The sequence below is a fragment of the Sphingomonas sp. CARO-RG-8B-R24-01 genome, from assembly GCF_022662295.1.
In the GTDB taxonomy this organism is placed as follows: Bacteria; Pseudomonadota; Alphaproteobacteria; order Sphingomonadales; family Sphingomonadaceae; genus Sphingomonas.
Window position 1 is genome coordinate 51124 of the sequence record NZ_JAKNQI010000012.1, and the last position, 19925, is coordinate 71048.

The 19925-nt window shown below is 62.0% G+C and carries 21 protein-coding genes; 6 read left to right on the plus strand and 15 right to left on the minus strand.

What is annotated here, in order from left to right; all coding sequences use genetic code 11:
* The first annotated feature begins 30 nt into the window (after positions 1-30).
* Both L8G49_RS19485 and L8G49_RS19490 read left to right on the plus strand, forming a co-directional pair.
* Positions 31-762, plus strand: coding sequence for a hypothetical protein (locus L8G49_RS19485; protein ID WP_242187465.1), 732 nt, complete (start codon positions 31-33; stop codon positions 760-762).
* Between the two features lie 26 nt (positions 763-788).
* Positions 789-1523: a hypothetical protein gene (locus L8G49_RS19490; protein ID WP_242187466.1), complete on the plus strand. Its 735-nt coding sequence runs from the start codon at positions 789-791 to the stop codon at positions 1521-1523.
* Positions 1524-1535: 12 nt separating this feature from the next.
* Here the strand turns inward: L8G49_RS19490 and L8G49_RS19495 are convergent, their stop codons facing one another.
* Positions 1536-2426, minus strand: a complete 891-nt coding sequence (locus tag L8G49_RS19495; RefSeq protein WP_242187467.1) for a DUF4238 domain-containing protein — start codon at positions 2424-2426, stop codon at positions 1536-1538.
* Positions 2427-2746: 320 nt separating this feature from the next.
* Here L8G49_RS19495 and L8G49_RS19500 point away from each other — a divergent pair, with 320 nt between their 5' ends.
* A complete protein-coding gene (locus tag L8G49_RS19500) occupies positions 2747-3856 on the plus strand; it encodes a metallophosphoesterase (protein ID WP_242187470.1) in 1110 nt (369 codons plus the stop codon).
* The gene (locus tag L8G49_RS19505; protein ID WP_242187479.1) at positions 3853-6483 is read left to right on the plus strand and encodes an AAA family ATPase; all 2631 of its coding nucleotides are present in this window, start codon (positions 3853-3855) and stop codon (positions 6481-6483) included. Before L8G49_RS19500 ends, L8G49_RS19505 begins: the two co-directional genes overlap by 4 nt.
* An 87-nt stretch (positions 6484-6570) precedes the next feature.
* Here L8G49_RS19505 and L8G49_RS19510 read toward each other — a convergent pair whose 3' ends face one another.
* From L8G49_RS19510 to L8G49_RS19525, 4 genes are all read right to left on the minus strand, one after another.
* Positions 6571-6789 carry a KTSC domain-containing protein gene (locus tag L8G49_RS19510; protein ID WP_165954609.1) on the minus strand — a complete coding sequence of 73 codons (219 nt, stop codon included), beginning with the start codon at positions 6787-6789 and terminating at the stop codon, positions 6571-6573.
* A gap of 13 nt (positions 6790-6802) precedes the next feature.
* On the minus strand, positions 6803-8701 hold the full coding sequence (locus L8G49_RS19515; protein WP_242187483.1) for an ATP-binding protein: 1899 nt from the start codon (positions 8699-8701) through the stop codon (positions 6803-6805).
* On the minus strand, positions 8698-9903 hold the full coding sequence (locus L8G49_RS19520; protein WP_242187485.1) for an SIR2 family protein: 1206 nt from the start codon (positions 9901-9903) through the stop codon (positions 8698-8700). Before L8G49_RS19520 ends, L8G49_RS19515 begins: the two co-directional genes overlap by 4 nt.
* Positions 9904-9989: 86 nt before the next feature.
* Positions 9990-11108: a site-specific integrase gene (locus L8G49_RS19525; RefSeq protein ID WP_242187487.1), complete on the minus strand. Its 1119-nt coding sequence runs from the start codon at positions 11106-11108 to the stop codon at positions 9990-9992.
* Positions 11109-11386: 278 nt separating this feature from the next.
* Between L8G49_RS19525 and L8G49_RS19530 the strand changes: the two genes are divergently transcribed.
* Entirely contained in the window at positions 11387-11635 is a 249-nt protein-coding gene (locus L8G49_RS19530; protein ID WP_242187488.1) for a hypothetical protein, read from the plus strand.
* Between the two features lie 1604 nt (positions 11636-13239).
* Here the strand turns inward: L8G49_RS19530 and arsH are convergent.
* The 10 genes from arsH to L8G49_RS19580 all read right to left on the minus strand — a co-directional run bounded on the left by arsH (position 13240) and on the right by L8G49_RS19580 (position 19023).
* Positions 13240-13986, minus strand: a complete 747-nt coding sequence (gene arsH, locus L8G49_RS19535) for an arsenical resistance protein ArsH (RefSeq protein ID WP_242187491.1) — start codon at positions 13984-13986, stop codon at positions 13240-13242.
* Complete coding sequence (arsN2, locus tag L8G49_RS19540; protein WP_242187645.1) at positions 13986-14411, minus strand: arsenic resistance N-acetyltransferase ArsN2; 426 nt, start codon at positions 14409-14411, stop codon at positions 13986-13988. Before arsN2 ends, arsH begins: the two co-directional genes overlap by 1 nt.
* A gap of 5 nt (positions 14412-14416) precedes the next feature.
* Complete coding sequence (locus L8G49_RS19545; protein WP_242187493.1) at positions 14417-15703, minus strand: arsenic transporter; 1287 nt, start codon at positions 15701-15703, stop codon at positions 14417-14419.
* Positions 15703-16128, minus strand: coding sequence for an arsenate reductase (glutaredoxin) (arsC, locus tag L8G49_RS19550; protein ID WP_242187495.1), 426 nt, complete (start codon positions 16126-16128; stop codon positions 15703-15705). Before arsC ends, L8G49_RS19545 begins: the two co-directional genes overlap by 1 nt.
* Positions 16125-16664, minus strand: coding sequence for an arsenate reductase ArsC (locus L8G49_RS19555; protein WP_242187497.1), 540 nt, complete (start codon positions 16662-16664; stop codon positions 16125-16127). The genes arsC and L8G49_RS19555 overlap by 4 nt, the downstream gene beginning before the upstream one ends.
* Positions 16661-17014: a metalloregulator ArsR/SmtB family transcription factor gene (locus L8G49_RS19560; RefSeq protein ID WP_242187499.1), complete on the minus strand. Its 354-nt coding sequence runs from the start codon at positions 17012-17014 to the stop codon at positions 16661-16663. The genes L8G49_RS19555 and L8G49_RS19560 overlap by 4 nt, the downstream gene beginning before the upstream one ends.
* Positions 17015-17069: 55 nt before the next feature.
* On the minus strand, positions 17070-17435 hold the full coding sequence (locus L8G49_RS19565; RefSeq protein WP_242187501.1) for a hypothetical protein: 366 nt from the start codon (positions 17433-17435) through the stop codon (positions 17070-17072).
* Between the two features lie 115 nt (positions 17436-17550).
* Complete coding sequence (locus L8G49_RS19570) at positions 17551-18087, minus strand: chromate transporter (protein ID WP_242187503.1); 537 nt, start codon at positions 18085-18087, stop codon at positions 17551-17553.
* Positions 18084-18659, minus strand: a complete 576-nt coding sequence (locus L8G49_RS19575; RefSeq protein WP_242187505.1) for a chromate transporter — start codon at positions 18657-18659, stop codon at positions 18084-18086. Before L8G49_RS19575 ends, L8G49_RS19570 begins: the two co-directional genes overlap by 4 nt.
* Complete coding sequence (locus L8G49_RS19580; protein ID WP_242187517.1) at positions 18640-19023, minus strand: LysR family transcriptional regulator; 384 nt, start codon at positions 19021-19023, stop codon at positions 18640-18642. The genes L8G49_RS19575 and L8G49_RS19580 overlap by 20 nt, the downstream gene beginning before the upstream one ends.
* Positions 19024-19124: 101 nt before the next feature.
* On the opposite strand from L8G49_RS19580, the gene modA reads away from it, so the two are divergent.
* Entirely contained in the window at positions 19125-19916 is a 792-nt protein-coding gene (modA, locus tag L8G49_RS19585) for a molybdate ABC transporter substrate-binding protein (RefSeq protein ID WP_242187518.1), read from the plus strand.
* Positions 19917-19925 lie beyond the last annotated feature (9 nt).

Genomic DNA, 19925 nt, shown 5'->3' on the forward strand with positions numbered 1-19925 from the left:
CCGCCTCGCCTCGATGATCGAGAAGGCGCCATGATTCTTGATTACGATGCGCCCGCCACATGGCCGGCGGAGGTCATCAATTTCCTCGACGAGACGGTCGCGATTCTCGACGACTGGCACGGCGTTCAGCGCTTTGCGACGCCCTATGACTATGACGATATCATTCGCAGGCTCTACGCCCTGCTCGAGCCTCATGATATTCTCGCTTGGCATAACACTCGCCTGACGGCGCGCGAAGCAGAAGCCATCCTCGTCAATGGCATGTTTCTTCCCAGCGTTGACGCGGTGCTCCAGCGGATCGATGCAGCACAAGCGGAAGGCGCTTTCTCCTCGGCTATCGCCGATGGGTTCAAGGGACGGCACCAGGCAGACTCGCCAACCCGAGCTGGCCGCATCTGGTTTCTGTTCACGCGGCCGCATAACGACACGGGGATTGAGGATTTTCTCCGCTTCTGGGGTGGGGAATCCCTGTACGCGGCGATCGACCGCGACCCGACGCTCGGACCGGTGCTGCGATCGGTTGGTATCCCATCCGTTATGGAGGCGGCGATCCCCAACGCTTTGTTTCCAGATAGCCTCGGGTTCGAGTTGCACATTGCGCGGCAGTTCTCTGCTTGGCGTGCTGGCCACTCCTACGATGGTCTGCCGCATGACCGCGTCCGAGTTGCCTTGCCCAGGGAGTGCATCCGCAGGATCGTCACCTTTCCGTCCGCCGAATTTTCAGAGCTGACGGGCTGCGATCAGTATTATGAGCCGCTATGAAGGTCGTCCGGCGAGGAGATGAAGGGATGCCTCTCGCTCAGTGCAGAGCGCCCGATTGCGACGCTACCAAGCTCTGCAAAGCGCACATCATCCCGCAGGGGTTTGCGCGGCCCTTGAGCGAAGCGGACGGTCATAACAAAGCGGTTCGCGCGGGCGGCGCAAAACCCGCGAACCAACCTCTAGGGCCATTCGATTTCAACATTCTGTGCTCCGAATGCGACGGCAAGCTTGGTGTGTTTGACGAATATGCGATCAATTTCTGCGGGTCGTTGCCGGCGAGCAGCGCCGCTCCGACAGGCAGTTTTTACCGGCAATCGGAATTCAACGGCGCGACCTTTGCGCGCGCGATGTTGGCAATCCTCTGGCGGGCATCGATCAGCGTGCGAGAGGAATGGATCGAAATCACCCTGGGGAAATACGAGTCCATCATCGGCAACATATTGTTCGGGCTGAGCAACCTTCCAGATTTCCCTGAAATCGAAATCGCTTTGCTACGGTATGCCTCTGCCGATCATGACGCGCGCAAATTTATCTTCAATCCATTCCGCATCCGGTCTGGAAACCTGAATGTGTTCAGCATGGGCCTGGGAGGGTTTCAGGTTCTAGCGAAGATCGATCAACGGCCGTTCCACAAGGAAATGCGGCCATATATCGTCAACGCGTCCACCTCGCTGATAGTGCCTCATGTTCGCTTCGAGGAAACCGCAGAATATGCGTTTTTTCAATCGGCTGCCCAAGCGGATCGGCGCCGAAAGGCATAGAGCACGCGGAGGTCAGATTTGGACATTCCAAGCCTCCGCTATCGATCGTGCGATCGAGGGCCTTTTTTCGCATCCGAAGTTTTGCTTGATAAAGGCGTCCTCCTCATCGTTAGAGGCGCCGACAAAGCTCCGCGCTTGAGCGACCGTGGCATAATTCTGCCTGCGCTCGAGCTCACCTTCTTGGAGATCGCCAAGAGCGAGGAGAAACGCCCGCGATGGCGCCGCGATGAAGAGCTGCCGGGGGCTGATTGGGATCGTAATGTACGATTTCGGATGTCCCAGGAACGGCAGATCTTTGGCCGTATCGAGCGGCCAATCCGAGATCAGGAAGCTACGGGTTTCCGTCGACGTGATCGTGGCCCACTCCATAGAAAGGAAAGCCTGTCCCCGCTCGGGATCGTCGATGGCGCGGCGTATCGCCTCCATCTGCAATTGATTCAAGGCTGCTTCGGGAAAGTCATCAGGAACGGTCAGGCCGATAGCAGCCTCGCTAACGGCAGGGTCGGAAAGCGCGTTGATAACGGTCTTTAGCCCTTTCACGTCGCCCGGTGTGCGAAACCAGATCGACATGATAAACCGCGCCCAGTCGCACATCATCTCGTGACTCATCTCGCCGGTTCGGCCGTCTACCAGAAGACGGTGGGCGTTCGACGCACGATCGTCGATCAGCTTGAAATAGATGTCTTCCATTTGTTGCGCGTGTTCGGCTGGGAAGCCAGTCGTCTCGTAGAGCCAGTCCTCGTAAGCCACGCTCTTGGGACTGAGCGGCTTGCTGCGAACCTTGCCATCGCCCCGAGGCCAATAACAGACCAGGTCGCCTGCACCGTCACCCCATTCCCTCAGCAGGAACTGGGGAATAAAGTGGTGTCGCCGTGACGGGTTTTGCTTTGTGGATTGGGTCATACCAGTTCAAGCGAGAGTTTTGCCGATCTTATGGACCTTCCGCAACCGAGGTCTGTGGATCGGCGTGGAAAAAGGACGCCGGTAGCGCGGCGGTCGGGTCGAGCAAACGTCAGCCGCGCGGTGTCAGATTTGGTGCGGGCCGGTCTCGCTCGCCGTCACTATCAGAGCTCTCGCGTCGATCACCATAAACGTGGTGCGCAGCGAGAGGCAGTCTATACAATCACGGATGCGGCAGCCGGAGCTTTGGCAGGTCGGCTTTGATTGGCCGGTCGGCTTGAGCCTCTGAGGCCGTCCGACGAAACTGCCATCGATAGAGTACAATGAAATTCATCCACACGGCCGACTGGCAACTTGGCAAGCCTTATGGGCGATTCGAACCGGAGGTTCGCGGAGCGCTGACCGAGGCACGCTTCGATGCCATCGATGCGATCGGTAAGGCGGCCCCCCATCACGGTGCCAATCATGTGTTTGTCGCCGGCGACGTCTTCGACACCGAAGGCCCCGAGGATCGTACGATCGTACAGGCGATATCGCGGATGGAGCGGCACACTTGTCGTTGGTGGTTGCTGCCCGGCAATCATGATTTCGCGCGGAATGGCGGTCTGTGGGATCGCGTGCGTCAGCGCGCGGGCGGCACCATCACCGTCCTCACCGAGCCGGAGCCGCAGGAGATCGAGCCAGGCGTGTGGCTGTTGCCTGCGCCGCTCACACACCGGCACAATCTCGATGATCCGACCGACCTGTTCGACGGCATGGCAACGCCCGGCGCACGGCTGCGGCTCGGCGTGGCTCACGGGTCGATCCGTGATTTTGGGACGCAGGGCGAGACCAAGAACCAGATCGCCCCCGACCGTGCCCGCAGATCCAACCTCGATTATCTCGCGCTCGGCGACTGGCATGGAACGCTGAAGGTCGACGCGCGCACCTGGTATTCAGGCACGCCTGAGACCGATCGCTTTCAGCGGGACGAGCCGGGGCACATCCTGCTGGTCGAGATCGACGAGCGCCGCGGGCCAATCGTCACGCCAATCCGCACCGGTCGTTTCCAATGGATCAGGCGCAGCTGGACTGTGAACGACCAGGCCGCGTTCGAGGCGGAATGCGATCAGCTATTGGCATCGATCGACCCACCGGCGACGCTTCTCGAACTGTCGCTTGCCGGCATCACCAGCCTCACCGATCGCGTCGCAATGCTCGGCAGGCTTGAGAATGACGTCAGCCACCGCGTCCGCTATCTCGATGTTCGCGCCAGCGACCTCGTCGGGCGGCCGAGCGAAGATGATCTCGCTCAGCTCGCGGTTGAAGGCATGCTCGGCGTTGCCGCCGCGAAACTCTCCGCCCGTATTGAAGCCGGTGGCCCAGAAGTATCGGTCGCCAAACGCGCGCTTGAGCGCCTGTTCGTCGAATATAGCCGGGAGGAAAAGGCATGAGCCTGCGGCTCCGCCGGATCGCCGTGGACGGCTTCCGCAAGTTTCGCGAACCGATGGCGATCGAAGGCCTGACCGATGGCCTCAACATCATCATCGAACCCAACGAAACCGGGAAATCGACCTTGCTCGAGGCGCTTCGGGCAGCCTTTTTCGTGCGCCACGGGACCAAAAACCAGCTCGCCCAATCCTTCGCGCCCTATGGCGAGGCGGTCGGGCCGGAGATCCAGGTGTCGTTCGAGGCCGACGGGGCGCCGTGGACGGTCACAAAGCGGTTCCTGCGGGGCGCCACGATCGAAGTCACGGGGCCACAGGGGAAGGCCCAGAGTGAGGAAGCCGAAGCCCGGCTCCATGCGCTTCTCGGCTCGGTCCGCGATACAAGTCAGAAGGGCGATGCCGGAACCTATGGTGCCCTGGGTCTGCTCTGGGTAGCGCAAACGGACGCTCTCGCGGTCACCGCACCCGGGCAAATCGTCCGCGATACAGTCAGGTCGACCCTGGAAGCCGAGGTCGGCTCGATCATGGGCGGTCCGGCTTACAAACGTGTCCGCACCCGGATCGACGAGCAGTTTGCCCGATACTGGTCGCCAACGGGTCAGAAGCGTGAGCGACAAAATGAGGTGCGCGAGCGTGTCGAAAACGCCGAGACCGCCGCGCGAGACGCCGCTGACAGACTCGCGGGATTGGAGAAGACGTTCGCCGAACTCGAAGCCGCGCGCGCCAGGCTGAAGGTGGTTCAGCGCGAGATCGCCGACGACACGGATGTCCAGACCCGGAAGGATCTGGTCGCGTCCCTGGAGGTCGCGCGTGCGGCCGCACAGATCCTCGCGACCCGTCGTGCCGAGCATGAGGCCGTCAGCGCGAAGGCGAAGGGGCTCGAAGACCTCTCCGAGCGCCACCGCTCGGCCACGGAAGCTCGGGACAAGGCCAGCCTCGCGCTGGAGCAGGCGCGTGCCAAGCGGACGGACGTTGGTGAGGGACTGGCTACGGCCAAGCAGCGGCTTGTCGATGCGCGTTCAGCGCTCGAAAATGCCCGAACGGCGCGTCAGGACGCGCGCTCCGCTCTCAGCGTTGGTGAGGATCGCGTGCGCGCTGCACGTCGTAAGACCGGCGTCGCAGCGGCGCGCAGGCGGCATGTGGAGTTGGTCGAGCTTGAACGGCTCCAGAGCGAGGCCAATATCCTCGCGGCGACATCGATCCCCGCCAAGACGATCGAATTGCTCGAGACGAATGAGCGAGCGATTGCCGAGGCGCGTGCAGCGCAGAGCGCCGGCGCGACGCGCATCGCGCTGACCGGCGACACAGCCGGCATCCTGATTGACGGCGAACCCGCGGGCCCCGGCGAGCGGACCCTCACCGGCAGAACCCATTTCTGTATCGGTGGCGCTGAGCTGATCGTGATACCGGCCGCCGGGGCAGCCAGCGCCGAAGAGACTCTTTCCTCAGCTTTGAAGAAGCAGCAATCTGCGCTGGCAGATCTCGATCTTGCTGACCTTGCGGCAGCGCGCGCACGTAACGACGCCGCGCGGGACGCTGCGAGCGAACTGCGCACGATAGCGGCGCGGATCGAAGCAACGACGCCGGCCGACGAAAATATCGGGCTCGCTGCCGGCGCTAGTGCGCTCAAGCTCTTCATCGTCGAGCTTGCCGATGAAACCGCGGCGGGTGAGGGCGAACTTCCCGACACCGCAGCCCTCACGAATGCTCTGGAGGCGGCCGACACCGCGCTCGCGCGGTCCGAAGGCGCCCAGGATAGCGCGCTCGCCGCTCTCCGGCGTGCCGAGGAGGAGGATGCACCGCTTGCCGCCGCCGAGGCGCGTGCCGCGAGCGATCTCGCCAACGCTACGGGTCAAATCACAGCGATCGAGAGCCGGCCGGAATTTCCGAGCTTGGCGGAGGAACTCACCCGTGCCCGCGAGCAGACTGCTGAGGCGGCCGTGAAGCTCGAAGATGCGACCCGCGACGCAACAGCGCACGACGCCGCGGCGATCGCGCGGAAGATCGAGACGGTCGATGCGCGGAGCAGGGCGGCGGGGGAAGCGCGGACAAAGCTTGAGATGGAGATTGCCCGGTTTGAAGGGACGATCGAGAGCGAGGGGGGCAAGGGTCTTGCCGACCGGGAGGCGGGCGCCCGCGAGGAAGCCGAGGCCGCTCGTTCGGCGCTGCAACGCGTAACCGAAGAGGCCGAAACGCTGAAGCTGCTGCGCGAAACGCTCGATGAGGCACGCGACGAGACGTCAGCTAAGTTCGTCGGCCCAGTGGCGAAGCGCGCGAAAAGGTACATCGAGCGGCTGTTGCCCGGCTGTGATCTAAGCTTCTCTGAGGATCTTATGTTGGATGCGGTTGTCCGAGGTGGGATCAGCGAAGGGTGCGGCGATCTGTCGCGCGGCACACAGGAACAACTGGCGGTTCTGACGAGGATCGCGTTTGCAGACATGCTACTCGAGCAGGGTCAGCCGGTGTCGTTGATCCTCGATGATCCGCTGGTCTATGCTGACGATGCCCGGCTCGATTTGATGGTCGAGATACTGAGCGAGGCTGCCGAGCGGATGCAGGTTATCTTGCTGACTTGCCGAGATCGAGCTTTTCGCCATGTGCCAGGCAATCGGATTTCACTCAGTCCAATCTGAGAGGATCGGGAAAAGGCGCCAGGCTGCAGCCCCATGCCTTTTCAATCGATCCTGCTGTCAACGGCCGGCGTTTAATCCGCCGTTCGTTCATACCTTGCTGTACCGATAGTTCCCTTTGATATCGCTGGCGAGGTACTCCCCCTTCGAGCCGGCCGCGTTGAGGGCCGCCGCGACATGATTGGGCACGTCGTAATATTGATAGGTGCCGCCATTGTGAAAGGTCACCTCCAGGATCAGCTGTTGGTCTTCATATCTGATCGCGCTGATGTTCGACGAAGTGAACGCAGGAAATTGCTGCCATGCCATTTGCGTCTTGTCCTTATGGGTTGTTCGACGGGATAGGGTTTTGCTGAAGCCAGGTTTCGACAAAGGGATCGTAACTGGGCGCTTCGAGCGGCTTGACGTTCCACCCACCAGGTGTCATCGACTCGTCGGGCGAGAATTCGTCACAGATCACCGGATCCTGGCTGTCTGGTCGCCTGCCTTTGGGCGGGGCCTGGATCATCGTTCGCATCGGTAGGCCAACCGCCTCACCAAGGATGATCGCCTCCCCTGTTCGCAGAATCGGCAACATATTGGTCAATCCCTCAAGATTGTCCGAAAGAGCACCGGTCACTTGCGAGCGATCAGAGCCGTTGCTCAGCCGCATGGCGAAGAACGTGCCGCACTGCGACAGAATGGTTGCATTAATCTCCGAAGGGCGTTGGCTGACGATCATCGCGCCGATACCGTATTTGCGGCCTTCTTTGACGATACGCTGTGTAATCAGCGAGGCAGCGCTGTCGAAATTGTCGTTCAAATAGGCGTGGGCTTCTTCCATCACGATCAGCAACGGCCGCTCCCTGCCGCCTTCTGAGAGGTTCCTTGCCCAGAACAGCCCATCATAGAGCACCCGCAGAACATTGCCGATGATGTCGTTGGTCATTGACGATGGAATGCCGGACAGGTCGAGAATAGTGATCGGCTTGGGGCTGCCGAGCCATGCCTTCATCAGGTCGGCGAGACCCTTGGTGACAATGCCTTCGGCATCTGGGTGCCAGTCTCCTGCACGGAGCAGGAAATCGTAGCGCGACACCCGTAATTTCGATCCGAGCGCCTCGAGTTGGGCTCGGATATTCAGGCCATCAGGAACATAGTTGATCTTCTCCGGATCGTCCTTGACGTTCTTAACCTTGCGAAAGCGCGGCGGATGGCCCGCCTCGGCGTTGCCGACGATCTCATTGTTGCTCGCATCTAACTCATAGGCCCAGGTCGCCGGATCTGCGGGACTGCCCTTGCTGTTGTAGTAGGTCGCGAAATCCAAGCCGTAGAGTTCATGCCAGAGCTTGTGCAGCGAGAAAGGGACCGGGCTGTCCGCACTAAGATTCTCTGCGGTAAGTCCGCGGATAGGCGAGGTCGCGAGGCTTGCGGCCTTTGCGGCGAGCACGCGTTCTAGAATGACATTACGCGCCTTGCCATCGGTCGACAGCGCGCCAAATGTCACGCGCAGCATTTCGTCAAAGCTCAGCGCCCAAAAGGGGATGCAAAGCCGTTGCTCGTTCGGGTTGCGAGGGTCTGGATTGATCCGGAACACGGTCGCCCGATCACCGAGCGCCTTGGCATATTCGCCGTGAAGATCGAGGACGACAATGCGCGCAGAGGGAAAGCGTTCTTCGTTCGACAGCACGTTGAGTAAACCAGCAACGGTGGTTGACTTGCCCGAGCCCGTGGTGCCGACCACTGCGGAATGCCGCGTGACGAGCTTGTTGATGTCGACCAAAGCGTCAATCGACTCGCTGCCCGCGATATGCCCGACACGCACCAGATGGTTTTGCCGATCGGATTTGCCATAAATCACCCTTAAGTCGGCTTCAGAAACGAGATGAACCTCGTCGTCGATGGTCGGATATTGCGAGATCCCGCGCTGGAAGCGGCCCGTTCGATAGCCCTCGCCGATCAACTGGACCGTCATCCAGCGCAATCCATTTGGCAAGTCCTTGGCCAGACTCTCAGGAACGGCGCTGGCCCCGACCTGCGACACGATCCCAAACAGGTCCATATAGCCGATCGGGATCTTCACGAAGCTCCCGATCTGGCCGATCCGATAGCCCTGTCCATCGACGAAGCTGAGGCCCGAGAAGCGGTCCGCGCGTAAGGTCACGCTTACGGACGTTCCGCTGACATCTTGGACCGACCCGATCGCTGTCGCCGCATTGAGGTTTTCAGACCGCATGCTCATGACACCGGTGGTGTCGATGTATCTTCCTTGACGCCTGACAGGCCTCGCAGGAGATTGCCGAAAGCTGCAAAATCGCCGAGCTGAACCGATGCCGTCGTCCCGTCCGAGGCATAGATTTTTGGCGGGAGGGCGGGTGGATCGCCGTCATTTGGTTTCCAGCTACCCGAATTCCGTCCGATGATGGCCTCGTCGAACCCCATCAGGCTTAGATTGGGCGTACGCAATGCACACTCACGGGCCGATTTGTATTTCGCGTCGCCGAGGGCGCCATGCATGAAGGCAAAGACCTGCGTGGTCGAGTTGGTCGAAAGGCTGCGGCAGATGACATCGTTGATATGCTCGTCGGCGAACGAATAGCCGCAAATGAAGAGCGCAGACGACGGCTTCAGGAGGAACGCCTTCAGCCGATCGAGCATCGCCAGGTAAGGCATCTTGCGGCTCTCGTTGTATTTCAGGTGAGACGGGTAAATCAGGTAGGATGACCCGTCATTCTTGACGTCGCTGCGAACGACCGCCCCCGTCTTATCGAGGCGCCAGTTTAGCGAGCCATGAATTTTCCATAGGCGAGACCAGCGGGATGGAAGCAGCGTTTCGTCCTCCACTGCTCCAAGATCGAAGAACGCTCGGCGCGCGCCGATAAAGCCATCGAAATAGGGCGCGTCGCTTTCCTCGAAAGCCTGTTCGAGAAGCAGGTCGTAGTTGGTCGTGAAGACGTGGACCGGTTGCTCGCGGTGGATAGACCGCGCCCAGATCGCGAGATTGTGATAGGGCGTGTCGTGAGATGGCAGCGGGACATCGACGACATCCGAGATCACCTTACAAATCTTTCCATCGAGGATGCGCAGTTCGTCTCGTTGAAGGCCACGCGCCGTGCCGACCCCTGCAACACTGATAAGAAGCCGGATGGTGCTCAGTAGAAGTTCGATATTATTCGAATCTCCTCCATCCTCGTCGACCACGGTAACAACTCTGTCCCAAGCGGACGGCGTCTCCGGGGTGCCCTTGCAGGCTTGGTGAATGATCGCGGTTAAGCCTGCTACATCCCAAATGAGCGGCTCAGTTTTCGTCACACCGCCGACCTCACGCTCAACCCGAACCGACAAGGGGCAGCCGGCGCCGATGAAAAAACCGATCGGCTTTCGATTTTGCGAGAGCGCTTGCTGAATAAAGCTGATTTGATGAAGTGGGTCGTGCTGGATCATGATGGCCCGCGAACAAGGAAACCTAAAGACGAGAAGCGATATATTAGCATGCCGCGAGCCGAACGACCAAGCCTGATACAGCTAAGCTACAAGAAATTATCACCGGCATGCTCCCGAAATCGCTCATGATCACGCACATATTCCGCGACCATCTCCAACGAAGAATGCCGACTGTGCTCTTTCATCTTAAATAGGTTGGCATTCTGTCGTCCCGCCTCCGTCAGGAACCCGGCGCGAAGCGAGTGACCTGAGAACAGCTCGGGCGAGTAGCCGGCTGCGATCGCGGCGGCCTTGACGACCAGAGCAACGCCTTGGGCGCTCATCGGCTTGTTCGTCAGCCTTCCTTGTGGCGTCAGTTTGCGGAACACCGGCCCGCTGGTGATGTCTGCCTGCTTCAGCCAAGCGTTGTAATGCCTGACCGGCTCGAGCCTGCGCCCGTCGGGGATCGCGACGGTGTGACCCTTGCCCTCCTGGTCGGTTTTCGAGGTAGCGATCCGTATCAACAGCCCGCGGCTGTCCTCGCTAACGTGCCCAACTGTGATCGCCACAAGCTCGGAGCGGCGGAACGCACCTGCCATCCCGATCGCGAGCAACGCACGGTCCCGGTAGCTGCGCAGATCCTCGCCGACGATCGCACGCACCATGTCGCGCAACACGTCGCCATCGGCGGGTCGCTTCTTGCAGGGGAGTTCGCCGCGCTTGTCCTTGCGGATCCCTCGCATAGCGCGCTCCAGCCGTGCCGCATCCGGTTGCGACGTGGGCGGTTCGACGTCGGCGGCGCGGTGCGCGAAGACGATTGCGGCAAGCCGCCGGCCGATAGTCGCACGGCCGAGGGGCACGGGCTCCTTCCGGGAAAGCACCTTGCCGCGCTTGGTGCGGCGAAGTTCCTGGGGACTGAACCCGCTGTCGGCGAGCAGCGTCAAGAACGCGGCGACCGTCGCCGGCGTCGCGGGAAGCGGGCGATAGCCGCTCTCCTGGCACCATGCGCAAAATAGCCGCCAATCCGATTTGTAGGCGCGGAGTGTCGCATCGGCCGAGGCCCGGCGAACGTAGTCATCGACGCGCTCGCGATCTTGGGGGGCGAGACTCGGGAGATAGGGTTCGAGCGACTGGACCCGGTCAACGACGACCAGCGCGTCAGCCACGATCGCGTCCAAGTCCGCGCGATCGACGCGGGCCGCTTCATCGATGTCATCAACGGCCAAGCCGACCTCCTGCTCCGCACGTTCATCCAACCGGCCGGTGCATCAGACCGCCCGAAATCTGCGAAACCGACTAACCGATCACTAGAATCTGCGCCAGCATGTAATTAGCGGGAATCAGCGTTATCGCTAATTACGGAGCTTGGCATGTAATGTTCGGTGGGACCCGGGGAATGAGTTTTGCGACACGGTGCGCCGCAAACGCTGACCCGTTCCTTTTTCGATCTGCATCGGTCGTATAGGTTCAAGGACACCCTCAAACGTACGTAGGCGGATCCACGATGAGCAATGTTGATCTAGCAGAGATGCGAAGGCAGATCCGCTCGATGACGTTTGAACGCGGTACGCCAGATGAAATCGCACTTTGGCGTGACGATTTGGCGGAAGCGCGCGCGAACCTCGTCATCGAGGGGCTTGAACCGACGGCAGATGACGATGATCTATTTGCAATGATGCTTGACGAGGGCGTTCCACCGAGATTGATGCCAACCCTTATATTACAGCTTTACCAGCAGGGCAGCCGAAGCTGAGTTCGTTCGTTTCATCCCGCACGGATATATTTAGCCTGGGTTAGAAGTTCCGAGGGTTCTTCAGGCGGCGACCGAATTTCGGCTTTGCAACTCCATCCTCCTTCCAACCCGCCTGCGATCTTCGGCAGATCGCTCATGTTGCGGTTACATGCCGCTTCGTGCGCAATGCGGGTCGATCACGATCGGTCGTCGAAAGCACGAACTCGCATCGTTTTGCCTGACATCTACTGAGGTGCGTCTCGCGTGTGGGCATTCCGGTTCGTGCTTTCGCCGACCGATGACCTGCACGCTGCGGGAAGTCGCACACCGAGCGTGGGCGAGACCGGGGCCGCCCATACGACAGCCCCGGTCTGCTAGTACCCTTTCGGGAAACGGACACGCTTGATAAGCGGCCGCGGGTATGGCGTGTCTAGAGACCGTAGGGAAAAGAGCAACTGCCTCGCTGGTGCCTGTTAATCGGGCTTCGATAGAGCAGGTGTGCCACGTGGCACACCTTTCGTCACCGCGAGCGACGAAGTATATTCGAGCTATGGCAAAGACCCAGCCTACCACGACGAGCACCGCGGTTCGCGACCCAAAGACGGGTAATTTTCAGACTGTGCGCGGTGTAGGTGCGCTCAAAGGCCGCCTTACATTGGACAGGGGCGTCGATCTTACCAAACCGATCGCGTCGCAGGTGATGAAGGCGGCAGATCCCGCAAGAACGCTACGCAGAACCTTTGAGACGCCCTGGCGAGGAGGATAGCGCACGTTCCCGGGTGGACGACAGTGCGAAAGGGTGCGCTGTCGGCACATTCGAGGAATAAGGCGAGGCCTGCCTATTGACCGGCGCTCACGGATCGCGCGCGCCGTGCCAAAGGCTTCCAGACGCGCACAGCCGTCGAGCGGCTTTCAACTTTTAATTGAAGCCTCATGCGCACCCGCATATATCGGATGCAACATGGCCGCCCCTCTGTTGCCGCTGGCATCAAGGGGCGGCCTTCGTCATATCTGGGCCGGATGCTTCAGCCCTACCCCAAACACCATCTCAGTTTTACCGATCAGATCGTGCCACCATCGCCAAGTGCTACGGCCGTCTTCCCGACACGCTGGTGAGCTGGATCAAGACGCTCGCGTTCGTGCGCAACATCAGCGAGCATCCTGCCCTTCTGTGGAACGCAGGCGTCAGCCGTTGGTGCCCGAGCCGTTCGAGGCACCGCATCTCGTGCATATTGGTAGCGATCTGGAGCGGCGCACGCGTGTCTATGGTGCCGCGGCCATAGCTAGCTATTTCGTCAGGCGGATCAATCCTGTGACATCCTAGGCCGTCCCGCATGAAGGGGCATTGGCAGGCGTTCCCGGTGATGCCGTTCGCAAGTCCCATCCAAGGCTGTTTTTTGACGGGGTGGGACGCAGAAGCGATCTGGGCCTGATCTACGAGCCCGCGGGCGCGACCTTGCCGGGCACGGCTATCCCCAGCATTAACTGGCGCGGCATCCTTTCGCGCCATTGGGACCAAGGTGCCGTCGTGGGCGAGTTCCGGGGCAGGCGCGGCAGCTTCCGCGTCGACCAGCCCCGAAATCGCGCGCCGCTCCCCCGCAAAGCGGGCGAGCGGCGTTGTCATGCTATACTTGACGTGCGGTCGCGATGCTCGACAGATCCGTTGCGGTGTCGATCGGCGCGCCGGCCTCCTTCCGTTCCGAGTAGCGATCGACGAGCTGGACCGCATGAGGGCGCAGCAGCACAGTGAACCGCACCAGTTCCTCCATCACGTCGACGATCCGGTCATAGTAGCTGGACGGCTTCATGCGCCCGGCATCGTCAAACTCGTTGAACGCCTTGGCAACGCTCGACTGGTTCGGGATCGTGACCATCCGCATCCAGCGGCCCAACACGCGCAGCGTGTTGACGCTGTTGAACGACTGCGACCCCGCCGACACCTGCATGACCGCCAGGGTGCGCCCCTGCGTCGGCCGCATCCCGCCCATCGACAGCGGGAGATGATCGATCTGCAGCTTCATAATACCCGTAATCTGGCCGTGCCGTTCGGGGCTGCACCACACCTGCCCTTCGGACCATAACGACAACTCTCGCAGCTCGTGGACAGCCGGATGATCGTCGCCGGCGTGTTGGTCAGGAAGCGGCAGGGTGGACGGATCGAAGATGCGCGTCTCACACCCGAAGAAGCGGAGTAGGCGCGCCGCTTCTTCGACGCACAGCCGGGAAAAAGACCGTTCGCGCAGCGAGCCATAGAGCAACAGGATACGCGGCGCGGGATCAAGCGATCCGAGCCCTAGGGCCGGCCGCTCGATGGCATAGGCAGGATCAAGCGCCGGCAAGGTGTCGGGATCGTGGAGCGTGCGGAGCGGCATCAGAGAGCTTTCACGAGATAGGCGGCCGACGCGGGGCACAGCGCGGTAAATTCGCGCGATGCGGCGACGGCTTGGGGAGCGGCACCGCGATCGGCGTCGGCATAACCTAGCGCTTGGAAGAACGGTGCAGCCGTTGTCGTCAGGAGATGCAGGCGCTCCACCCCGAGGTTGCGGGCCACTTGTTCGAGGGTGGCGACCAATGCCTGCCCCAGGCCATGTCCGCGGCGATCGGCGAGGATGACGATCGAGCGGAGCAGGCGATCAGGCCCTTCCCCCTCTAGGCCGCCATAACCGACGAGGCTTTCGGCCTCGAACCGAAAGAACATGCGATCAGGCTCAGCAAGGTCGGCGCTGGGCAAACTCGCGGCATCAAGGAACCATGCCAACCCGGCCAGCTCGCCCGGATCGAGCAACGCGGCTGTCATTCTCGTCACGCGATGCTGATCCTGATCGCGAGCGCCGCGAGCGTGATGAGCAGCACCGGCACGGTGAGCGTGACACCGACGCGGAAGTAATAGCCCCATCCAATCCGCACGCCCTTCTGGCCGAGGACGTGAAGCCATAGCAGCGTCGCGAGCGAACCGATCGGCGTCAGCTTGGGGCCGAGGTCGCAGCCGATCACGTTGGCATAGATCATCGCTTCCTTGATCGCGCCCGTGGCATGAGCCGCGTCGATCGACAGCGCCCCCACCAGCACAGTCGGCATGTTGTTCATGACCGACGAGAGGACGGCCGCGATTATGCCGGTCCCGAACGCGGCGCCCCACACGCCGCCTTGAGCGGTGCGATCGAGCAGCGCGGCCAGATGGTTGGTCAGGCCCGCGTTCCGCAGGCCGTAGACGACCAGGTACATGCCGAGCGAGAAGATCACGACCTGCCACGGCGCGCCGCGCAGCACCTTGCCGGTCTGGATCACATGGCCCCGCCCCGCGATTACCAGCAGCAGGATCGCGCCGGCAGCGGCAACCGCGCTGACCGGCACGCCGATCGGTTCGAGCAGGAAGAAGCCAGCGAGCAGGAGCGCGAGGACGATCCAGCCGGCACGGAAGGTCGCGGCATCGCGGATCGCTTCGCGGGGCGCACGCAGCGCCCCCACGTCATAGTCTTCTGGAAGGTCGTGCCGGAAGAACAGCAGCAGCGCGCCCAGCGTCGCGGCGATCGACACGAGATCAACTGGCACCATCACGGACGCATATGTGCCGAACCCGATCTTGAAGAAGTCGGCCGACACGATGTTGACGAGATTTGACACGACCAGCGGCAGGCTGGCTGTGTCGGCGATGAACCCGGCCGCCATGACGAACGCCAAGGTCGCCTTGTCCTTGAAGCCCAGCGCCCGCAGCATGGCGATGACGATCGGCGTCAGGATCAGCGCCGCGCCGTCGTTGGCAAACAGTGCGGACACTGCCGCGCCGAGCAGCACGATCAGGACGAACAGCCGGCGACCATGCCCCCTGCCCCAGCGGGCAACGTGAAGCGCCGCCCATTCGAAGAATCCGGCTTCATCGAGCAGGAGACTGATGACGATGATCGCGACAAACGCGGCCGTCGCGTTCCACACGATGCCCCACACGACCGGCACGTCGGACAGCGTGACGACGCCCGCGAGCAGCGCCACGACGGCGCCGCCCATGGCGCTCCACCCGATGCCGAGGCCCTTGGGTTGCCAGATGACGAGTGCGATCGTGGCGACGAAGATCAGGACGGCAAGAAGCATTAGGCGACGCGCTGGCCCGAAGCGTCGACCACCTGTTGTCCATCTTCCTTCGCGAACGCGCCTAGCTGATCGCCCGGCAGCAGATCGAGTACGGCTTCGGACGGTCGGCAGAGTTTCACGCCAAGCGGCGTGACGACCAGCGGCCGATTGATGAGGATCGGATGCGCCATCATCGCGTCCACCAGCGCATCGTCGGACAGCGCCGTGTCGCCCAAGCCCAACTCCGCATAGGGCGTACCCTTCTCGCGCAGCAGATCGCGGGGTGTCATGCCGGCGCGGTCGATCAGCTCGATCAATAGCGCGCGCGAAGGCGGGGTTTTCAGATATTCCACGACATGCGGCTCGATGCCGGCATTGCGGATCAGGCCGAGGGTGTTGCGCGACGTGCCGCACTCGGGATTGTGATAGATGATGATGTCGGTCACGCTTGGTTTCCCGAATTGGTATTTTCGTCTTCGACGAGGTCGTCGTGAATGGCTTGTAGGCGCTGACGGACAGCGAGAGCGGGCACTTCCCGGTCGATGATCGGCAGCTCGACCAGCTTCGCGAAGCGCTTGGCCAAAGCGTCGTGAGCAGCCTCGAACGCCGCATCGACAGCTACATCGTCACCTTCGACGGCAGCAGGATCGGGCAAGCCCCAATGCGCCTTGACGGGATGACCCGGCCAGATCGGGCAAACCTCCCCTGCCGCATTGTCGCATACGGTGACGACGACATCGATATTCGGCGCGTGCGTTCCGGCGAACTCGTCCCAGCTCTTCGAGCGGAGGCCCTTGGTAGGATAGCCATGACGCTCCAACAGCCGCAACGCCCCCGGATGCACCTGCCCCTTGGGAAACGATCCGGCCGAGAAGCCGCGAAAGCGGCCGTTCCCGAGCTTGTTGATGATCGCCTCGCCCAGGATCGATCGAGCACTGTTGCCGGTGCACAGCACCAGAACGTTGGTTACGGAAGCGCTCATGCGGACGCCGGCATGTCGCAGCGACTACGCAGGACAACATCGGCCAGCGACGCGCATATCTCGGGCGAACCGCCGCAGCAGTCCTTCATCAGATATTCGAGCAGATCGGACATGTTCTCGTACTTCGCGGTGTAGATCACCGACCGGCCTTCACGACGGCTGTCGATCAGGCCGGCATGCGACAGGATGGTGAGGTTCGCAGACAGCGTGTTGGGCGGCACTTCCATCTGCCGGGCGATTTCGCCGGCAGCTATTCCGGTCGGTCCCGCCTGCACGAGCATCCGGAAAACCGTAAGGCGTCCTTCGTGAGCCAAAGCGGAAAGCCCGGCGACTGCGTTCTTTATTTCCATGTTTCGACTTTAGCGGAAACGACCGGACGAGCAACGCCGCACGATCGCGCGCGGATCAGTTCCGCTTTTCCTTGGCCTCGAACGAGCCGACCGCTCCCTTACGGAGCGTGATGGCGCAGGCGTCTGCGGTCGCGCCCTTGAATGGGCAGGCGAGCGTGGGCGAGTTGATCGTGATCGTCGCGGGGCCGTGCGAGCTACCCTTGTACTCGCATTCAAGCTTCCGGAGCGCGGGCGCGGAAAGACTGGTTCGGCCATTGTCGAGAAAACGGACATATTCATCGCCGTTCCTGGGAAAGACGTGACACTGCATACTGGCACCCGGCTCGCCGGTGATGGTCATAACCGTGGGCGTCGGTGCAGGATCAGCAGCGAAAACGGGGGCGGCGACCAGTGATGCGGCTAGCAGCAGATGCGACTTCATAATTCCTCCGTTGTCCGATTCGACGTTTCCAAGATACAAGAAACGAGGAATGGAGCAACAGACAGATTTCTAGAAAGACGCCCAACGGATGCTTTGCTGCAATGAGTACGATGGCTTACCCAAGCTGCACCATGGTCCCCAAGGCGGCAGCGGATAACGACACGATCGCTGCGCCGAGGATGATCCACAGCGTGTCGATCTTGGTCGTCAGCAGAAGTCCGAAGCTGACCAACGCAATCCCGATCGTCACGGGATCAGTCAGTCCGTCCCTCGCCAGCGGGATCGCGGCAGCGAGCAGCAGGCCGGCGCTGGCGATCACGACGCATTGCAGGACCGACCGGACGCGCGGGTTCTCCATGCGCCGCCCGACGAAATGGACGAGTGGGATCATGATGCCCGCAGGGGTTATCATCGCCAGCCACCCGGCAATCGCGCCAGGTATGCCGGCAACGAAATAGCCGACGCTGACGATGTAGAGGCCGACCGGCCCCGGCGAGCTTCGGGTGATGACCACCGCCTCGTTGAGTTGCTTGTCGGTCAGGACGTGGTGATGCGCGACGAGGGAGTCCTGAATGACCGGCAGCGATGCCAACCCGGCAAACGCGGTGACGGTCCCCTTGAGCAGCAGCAGGTAGAGCAGGAAGATGTTCATGCGCGCACCGGGGGCAGAACCGCGCCGACAACCGCCGCCAGCAACAGCACTTCGATCGCGGACAAGCCGGCCACGACGTAGAGCAGGAAGGCCGCTGCACCGATTACCGCAACACGGAGCCGCGCTCGCCCTTTCCAATGGGGATGCGCAATCGTCCAGCACGTCTTGACGGTGATCGCCACGGCCGCGGCGATCGCGCCGTGGATGCCGGCCTGGACCCAGCGGTTGCCCTCCGCCTCGCTGAATAGTGCTGTCGCGACAACGACCATGATCGTGCAGGGGATCGAGGACGCCAGCAGCGCGACCAGCGCACCCCACCAGCTGCGCAGCAGCCATCCGACCCCCGTGCAGAAAGCCAACACGTTCGTTCCCGGCGTCAGGCGGGCGAGACCGAAGCACAAGGTGAAATTATCGACGCTGATCCAGCGCCGCTTGTCGAGGAGTTCGCGGTGCAGAACGGCGACCGTCAGGCTTCCGCCCCCCAGCGTGAAATTGGCATAGCGCACGAACACGTCCGCGATGGCGCCTAGCGTCGGGCGCGCAGGTGCCGTCTCAGTCTCCGGCGGGGTCATCGACCGGCCCCAGCAGCGCCATCAGCGGAGCGGAATGTGATTTCGCCGCGCGCTGGATCGCCGCGTCGAGCGCACGGTAGCGTTCGAGCAGCGTTACCCCCGCGTCGGTCAGGGTCGCACCACCCCCGTGACTGCCTCCCCGCGCCGCTACGACCAGCGGCACCTTCCAACAGGCGTTGAGCGTGTCGATCATGTCGCGCGTGCGACGATAGCTGAAGCCGAGTTCGCGTCCCGCTGCCGCGATCGATCCGGTGCGCGCGACCGCCGCCAGCAGATCGGCCTTGCCGGGTCCGATCGCGATCGAGCGTCCGACGAGAACTTGCGCCTTCACCTTCAACAGGCCGGTATCTGTCTCGCGCGCCATCGTCGTAACCTAAAGGAGCGACCGGACGTTCGGAAGCATGTTGCATTGACAGTCCGGTCTCCGGGTTGCGATGTGCGCCCGAGCATACAACGACCGAGGCAATGATGAAGCCGATTTCCCCGATTTCCCGGCGCTTTCTGTTGATCGGCATCGCGCTTGGCGCGGCGACGCCGGCAATGGCGCAGGACGTGCCGAACATCGCCGCTGCGGCCGATCTGCGGGTGGCACTGACCGACGTGGCAGCGGCGTTCAAGCGCGACACGGGCCAGGAGGTGAAGCTGACGTTCGGATCGTCGGGTACGTTCTTCCAGCAGATCCAGCAGGGCGCGCCATTCCAGCTCTTCCTCTCGGCCGACGAGCAATATGCGATCGACCTCGCCAAGGCAGGCAAGGCGGTGAATGCCGGCAAGCTCTATGCGATCGGCAGGCTCGCCGTGGTCGCGCCGAAGGGATCGCCGCTGACGCTCGATAGCAATCTGGTTGGGCTGCGCAGTGCGCTGGCACGCGGGCAGATCACCCGGTTCGCCATCGCGAACCCAGACCATGCTCCCTACGGCGAGCGCGCCCGCGAGGCGTTGCAGCACGTCAAGCTGTGGCAACCGCTCGCGGGCAAGATCGTCATGGGCGAAAACGTGTCACAGGCGCTGCAATTTGCCACCGCTGGAGGTGCGCAGGGCGGGATCGTTTCCTATGCGCTTGTGCTCGACCCAGCCTTTGCGGCACGCGCCAGCTACAAGCTGTTGCCGGCCACTTGGCATCAGCCGCTCCGGCAGCGAATGGTGTTGATGAAGGGCGCGAACGCAACGGCGCAGCGCTTCTATGCCTATGTCCAACAGCCGGCCGCACGGCGCATCCTCGTGCGCTACGGCTTCGCCCTTCCCGGCGAGCGCTGATCCCGGCCG

Bases quoted from the DNA above. Each gene is read 5' to 3' on its own strand.
- L8G49_RS19485 (WP_242187465.1), top strand. From the start codon at position 31: ATGATTCTTGATTACGATGCGCCCGCCACATGGCCGGCGGAGGTCATC.
- L8G49_RS19490 (WP_242187466.1), top strand. From the start codon at position 789: ATGCCTCTCGCTCAGTGCAGAGCGCCCGATTGCGACGCTACCAAGCTC.
- L8G49_RS19495 (WP_242187467.1), bottom strand. From the start codon at position 2,426: ATGACCCAATCCACAAAGCAAAACCCGTCACGGCGACACCACTTTATT.
- L8G49_RS19500 (WP_242187470.1), top strand. From the start codon at position 2,747: ATGAAATTCATCCACACGGCCGACTGGCAACTTGGCAAGCCTTATGGG.
- L8G49_RS19505 (WP_242187479.1), top strand. From the start codon at position 3,853: ATGAGCCTGCGGCTCCGCCGGATCGCCGTGGACGGCTTCCGCAAGTTT.
- L8G49_RS19510 (WP_165954609.1), bottom strand. From the start codon at position 6,789: ATGGCATGGCAGCAATTTCCTGCGTTCACTTCGTCGAACATCAGCGCG.
- L8G49_RS19515 (WP_242187483.1), bottom strand. From the start codon at position 8,701: ATGAGCATGCGGTCTGAAAACCTCAATGCGGCGACAGCGATCGGGTCG.
- L8G49_RS19520 (WP_242187485.1), bottom strand. From the start codon at position 9,903: ATGATCCAGCACGACCCACTTCATCAAATCAGCTTTATTCAGCAAGCG.
- L8G49_RS19530 (WP_242187488.1), top strand. From the start codon at position 11,387: ATGAGCAATGTTGATCTAGCAGAGATGCGAAGGCAGATCCGCTCGATG.
- arsH (WP_242187491.1), bottom strand. From the start codon at position 13,986: ATGCCGCTCCGCACGCTCCACGATCCCGACACCTTGCCGGCGCTTGAT.
- arsN2 (WP_242187645.1), bottom strand. From the start codon at position 14,411: ATGACAGCCGCGTTGCTCGATCCGGGCGAGCTGGCCGGGTTGGCATGG.
- L8G49_RS19545 (WP_242187493.1), bottom strand. From the start codon at position 15,703: ATGCTTCTTGCCGTCCTGATCTTCGTCGCCACGATCGCACTCGTCATC.
- L8G49_RS19555 (WP_242187497.1), bottom strand. From the start codon at position 16,664: ATGAGCGCTTCCGTAACCAACGTTCTGGTGCTGTGCACCGGCAACAGT.
- L8G49_RS19560 (WP_242187499.1), bottom strand. From the start codon at position 17,014: ATGGAAATAAAGAACGCAGTCGCCGGGCTTTCCGCTTTGGCTCACGAA.
- L8G49_RS19565 (WP_242187501.1), bottom strand. From the start codon at position 17,435: ATGAAGTCGCATCTGCTGCTAGCCGCATCACTGGTCGCCGCCCCCGTT.
- L8G49_RS19570 (WP_242187503.1), bottom strand. From the start codon at position 18,087: ATGAACATCTTCCTGCTCTACCTGCTGCTGCTCAAGGGGACCGTCACC.
- L8G49_RS19575 (WP_242187505.1), bottom strand. From the start codon at position 18,659: ATGACCCCGCCGGAGACTGAGACGGCACCTGCGCGCCCGACGCTAGGC.
- L8G49_RS19580 (WP_242187517.1), bottom strand. From the start codon at position 19,023: ATGGCGCGCGAGACAGATACCGGCCTGTTGAAGGTGAAGGCGCAAGTT.
- modA (WP_242187518.1), top strand. From the start codon at position 19,125: ATGATGAAGCCGATTTCCCCGATTTCCCGGCGCTTTCTGTTGATCGGC.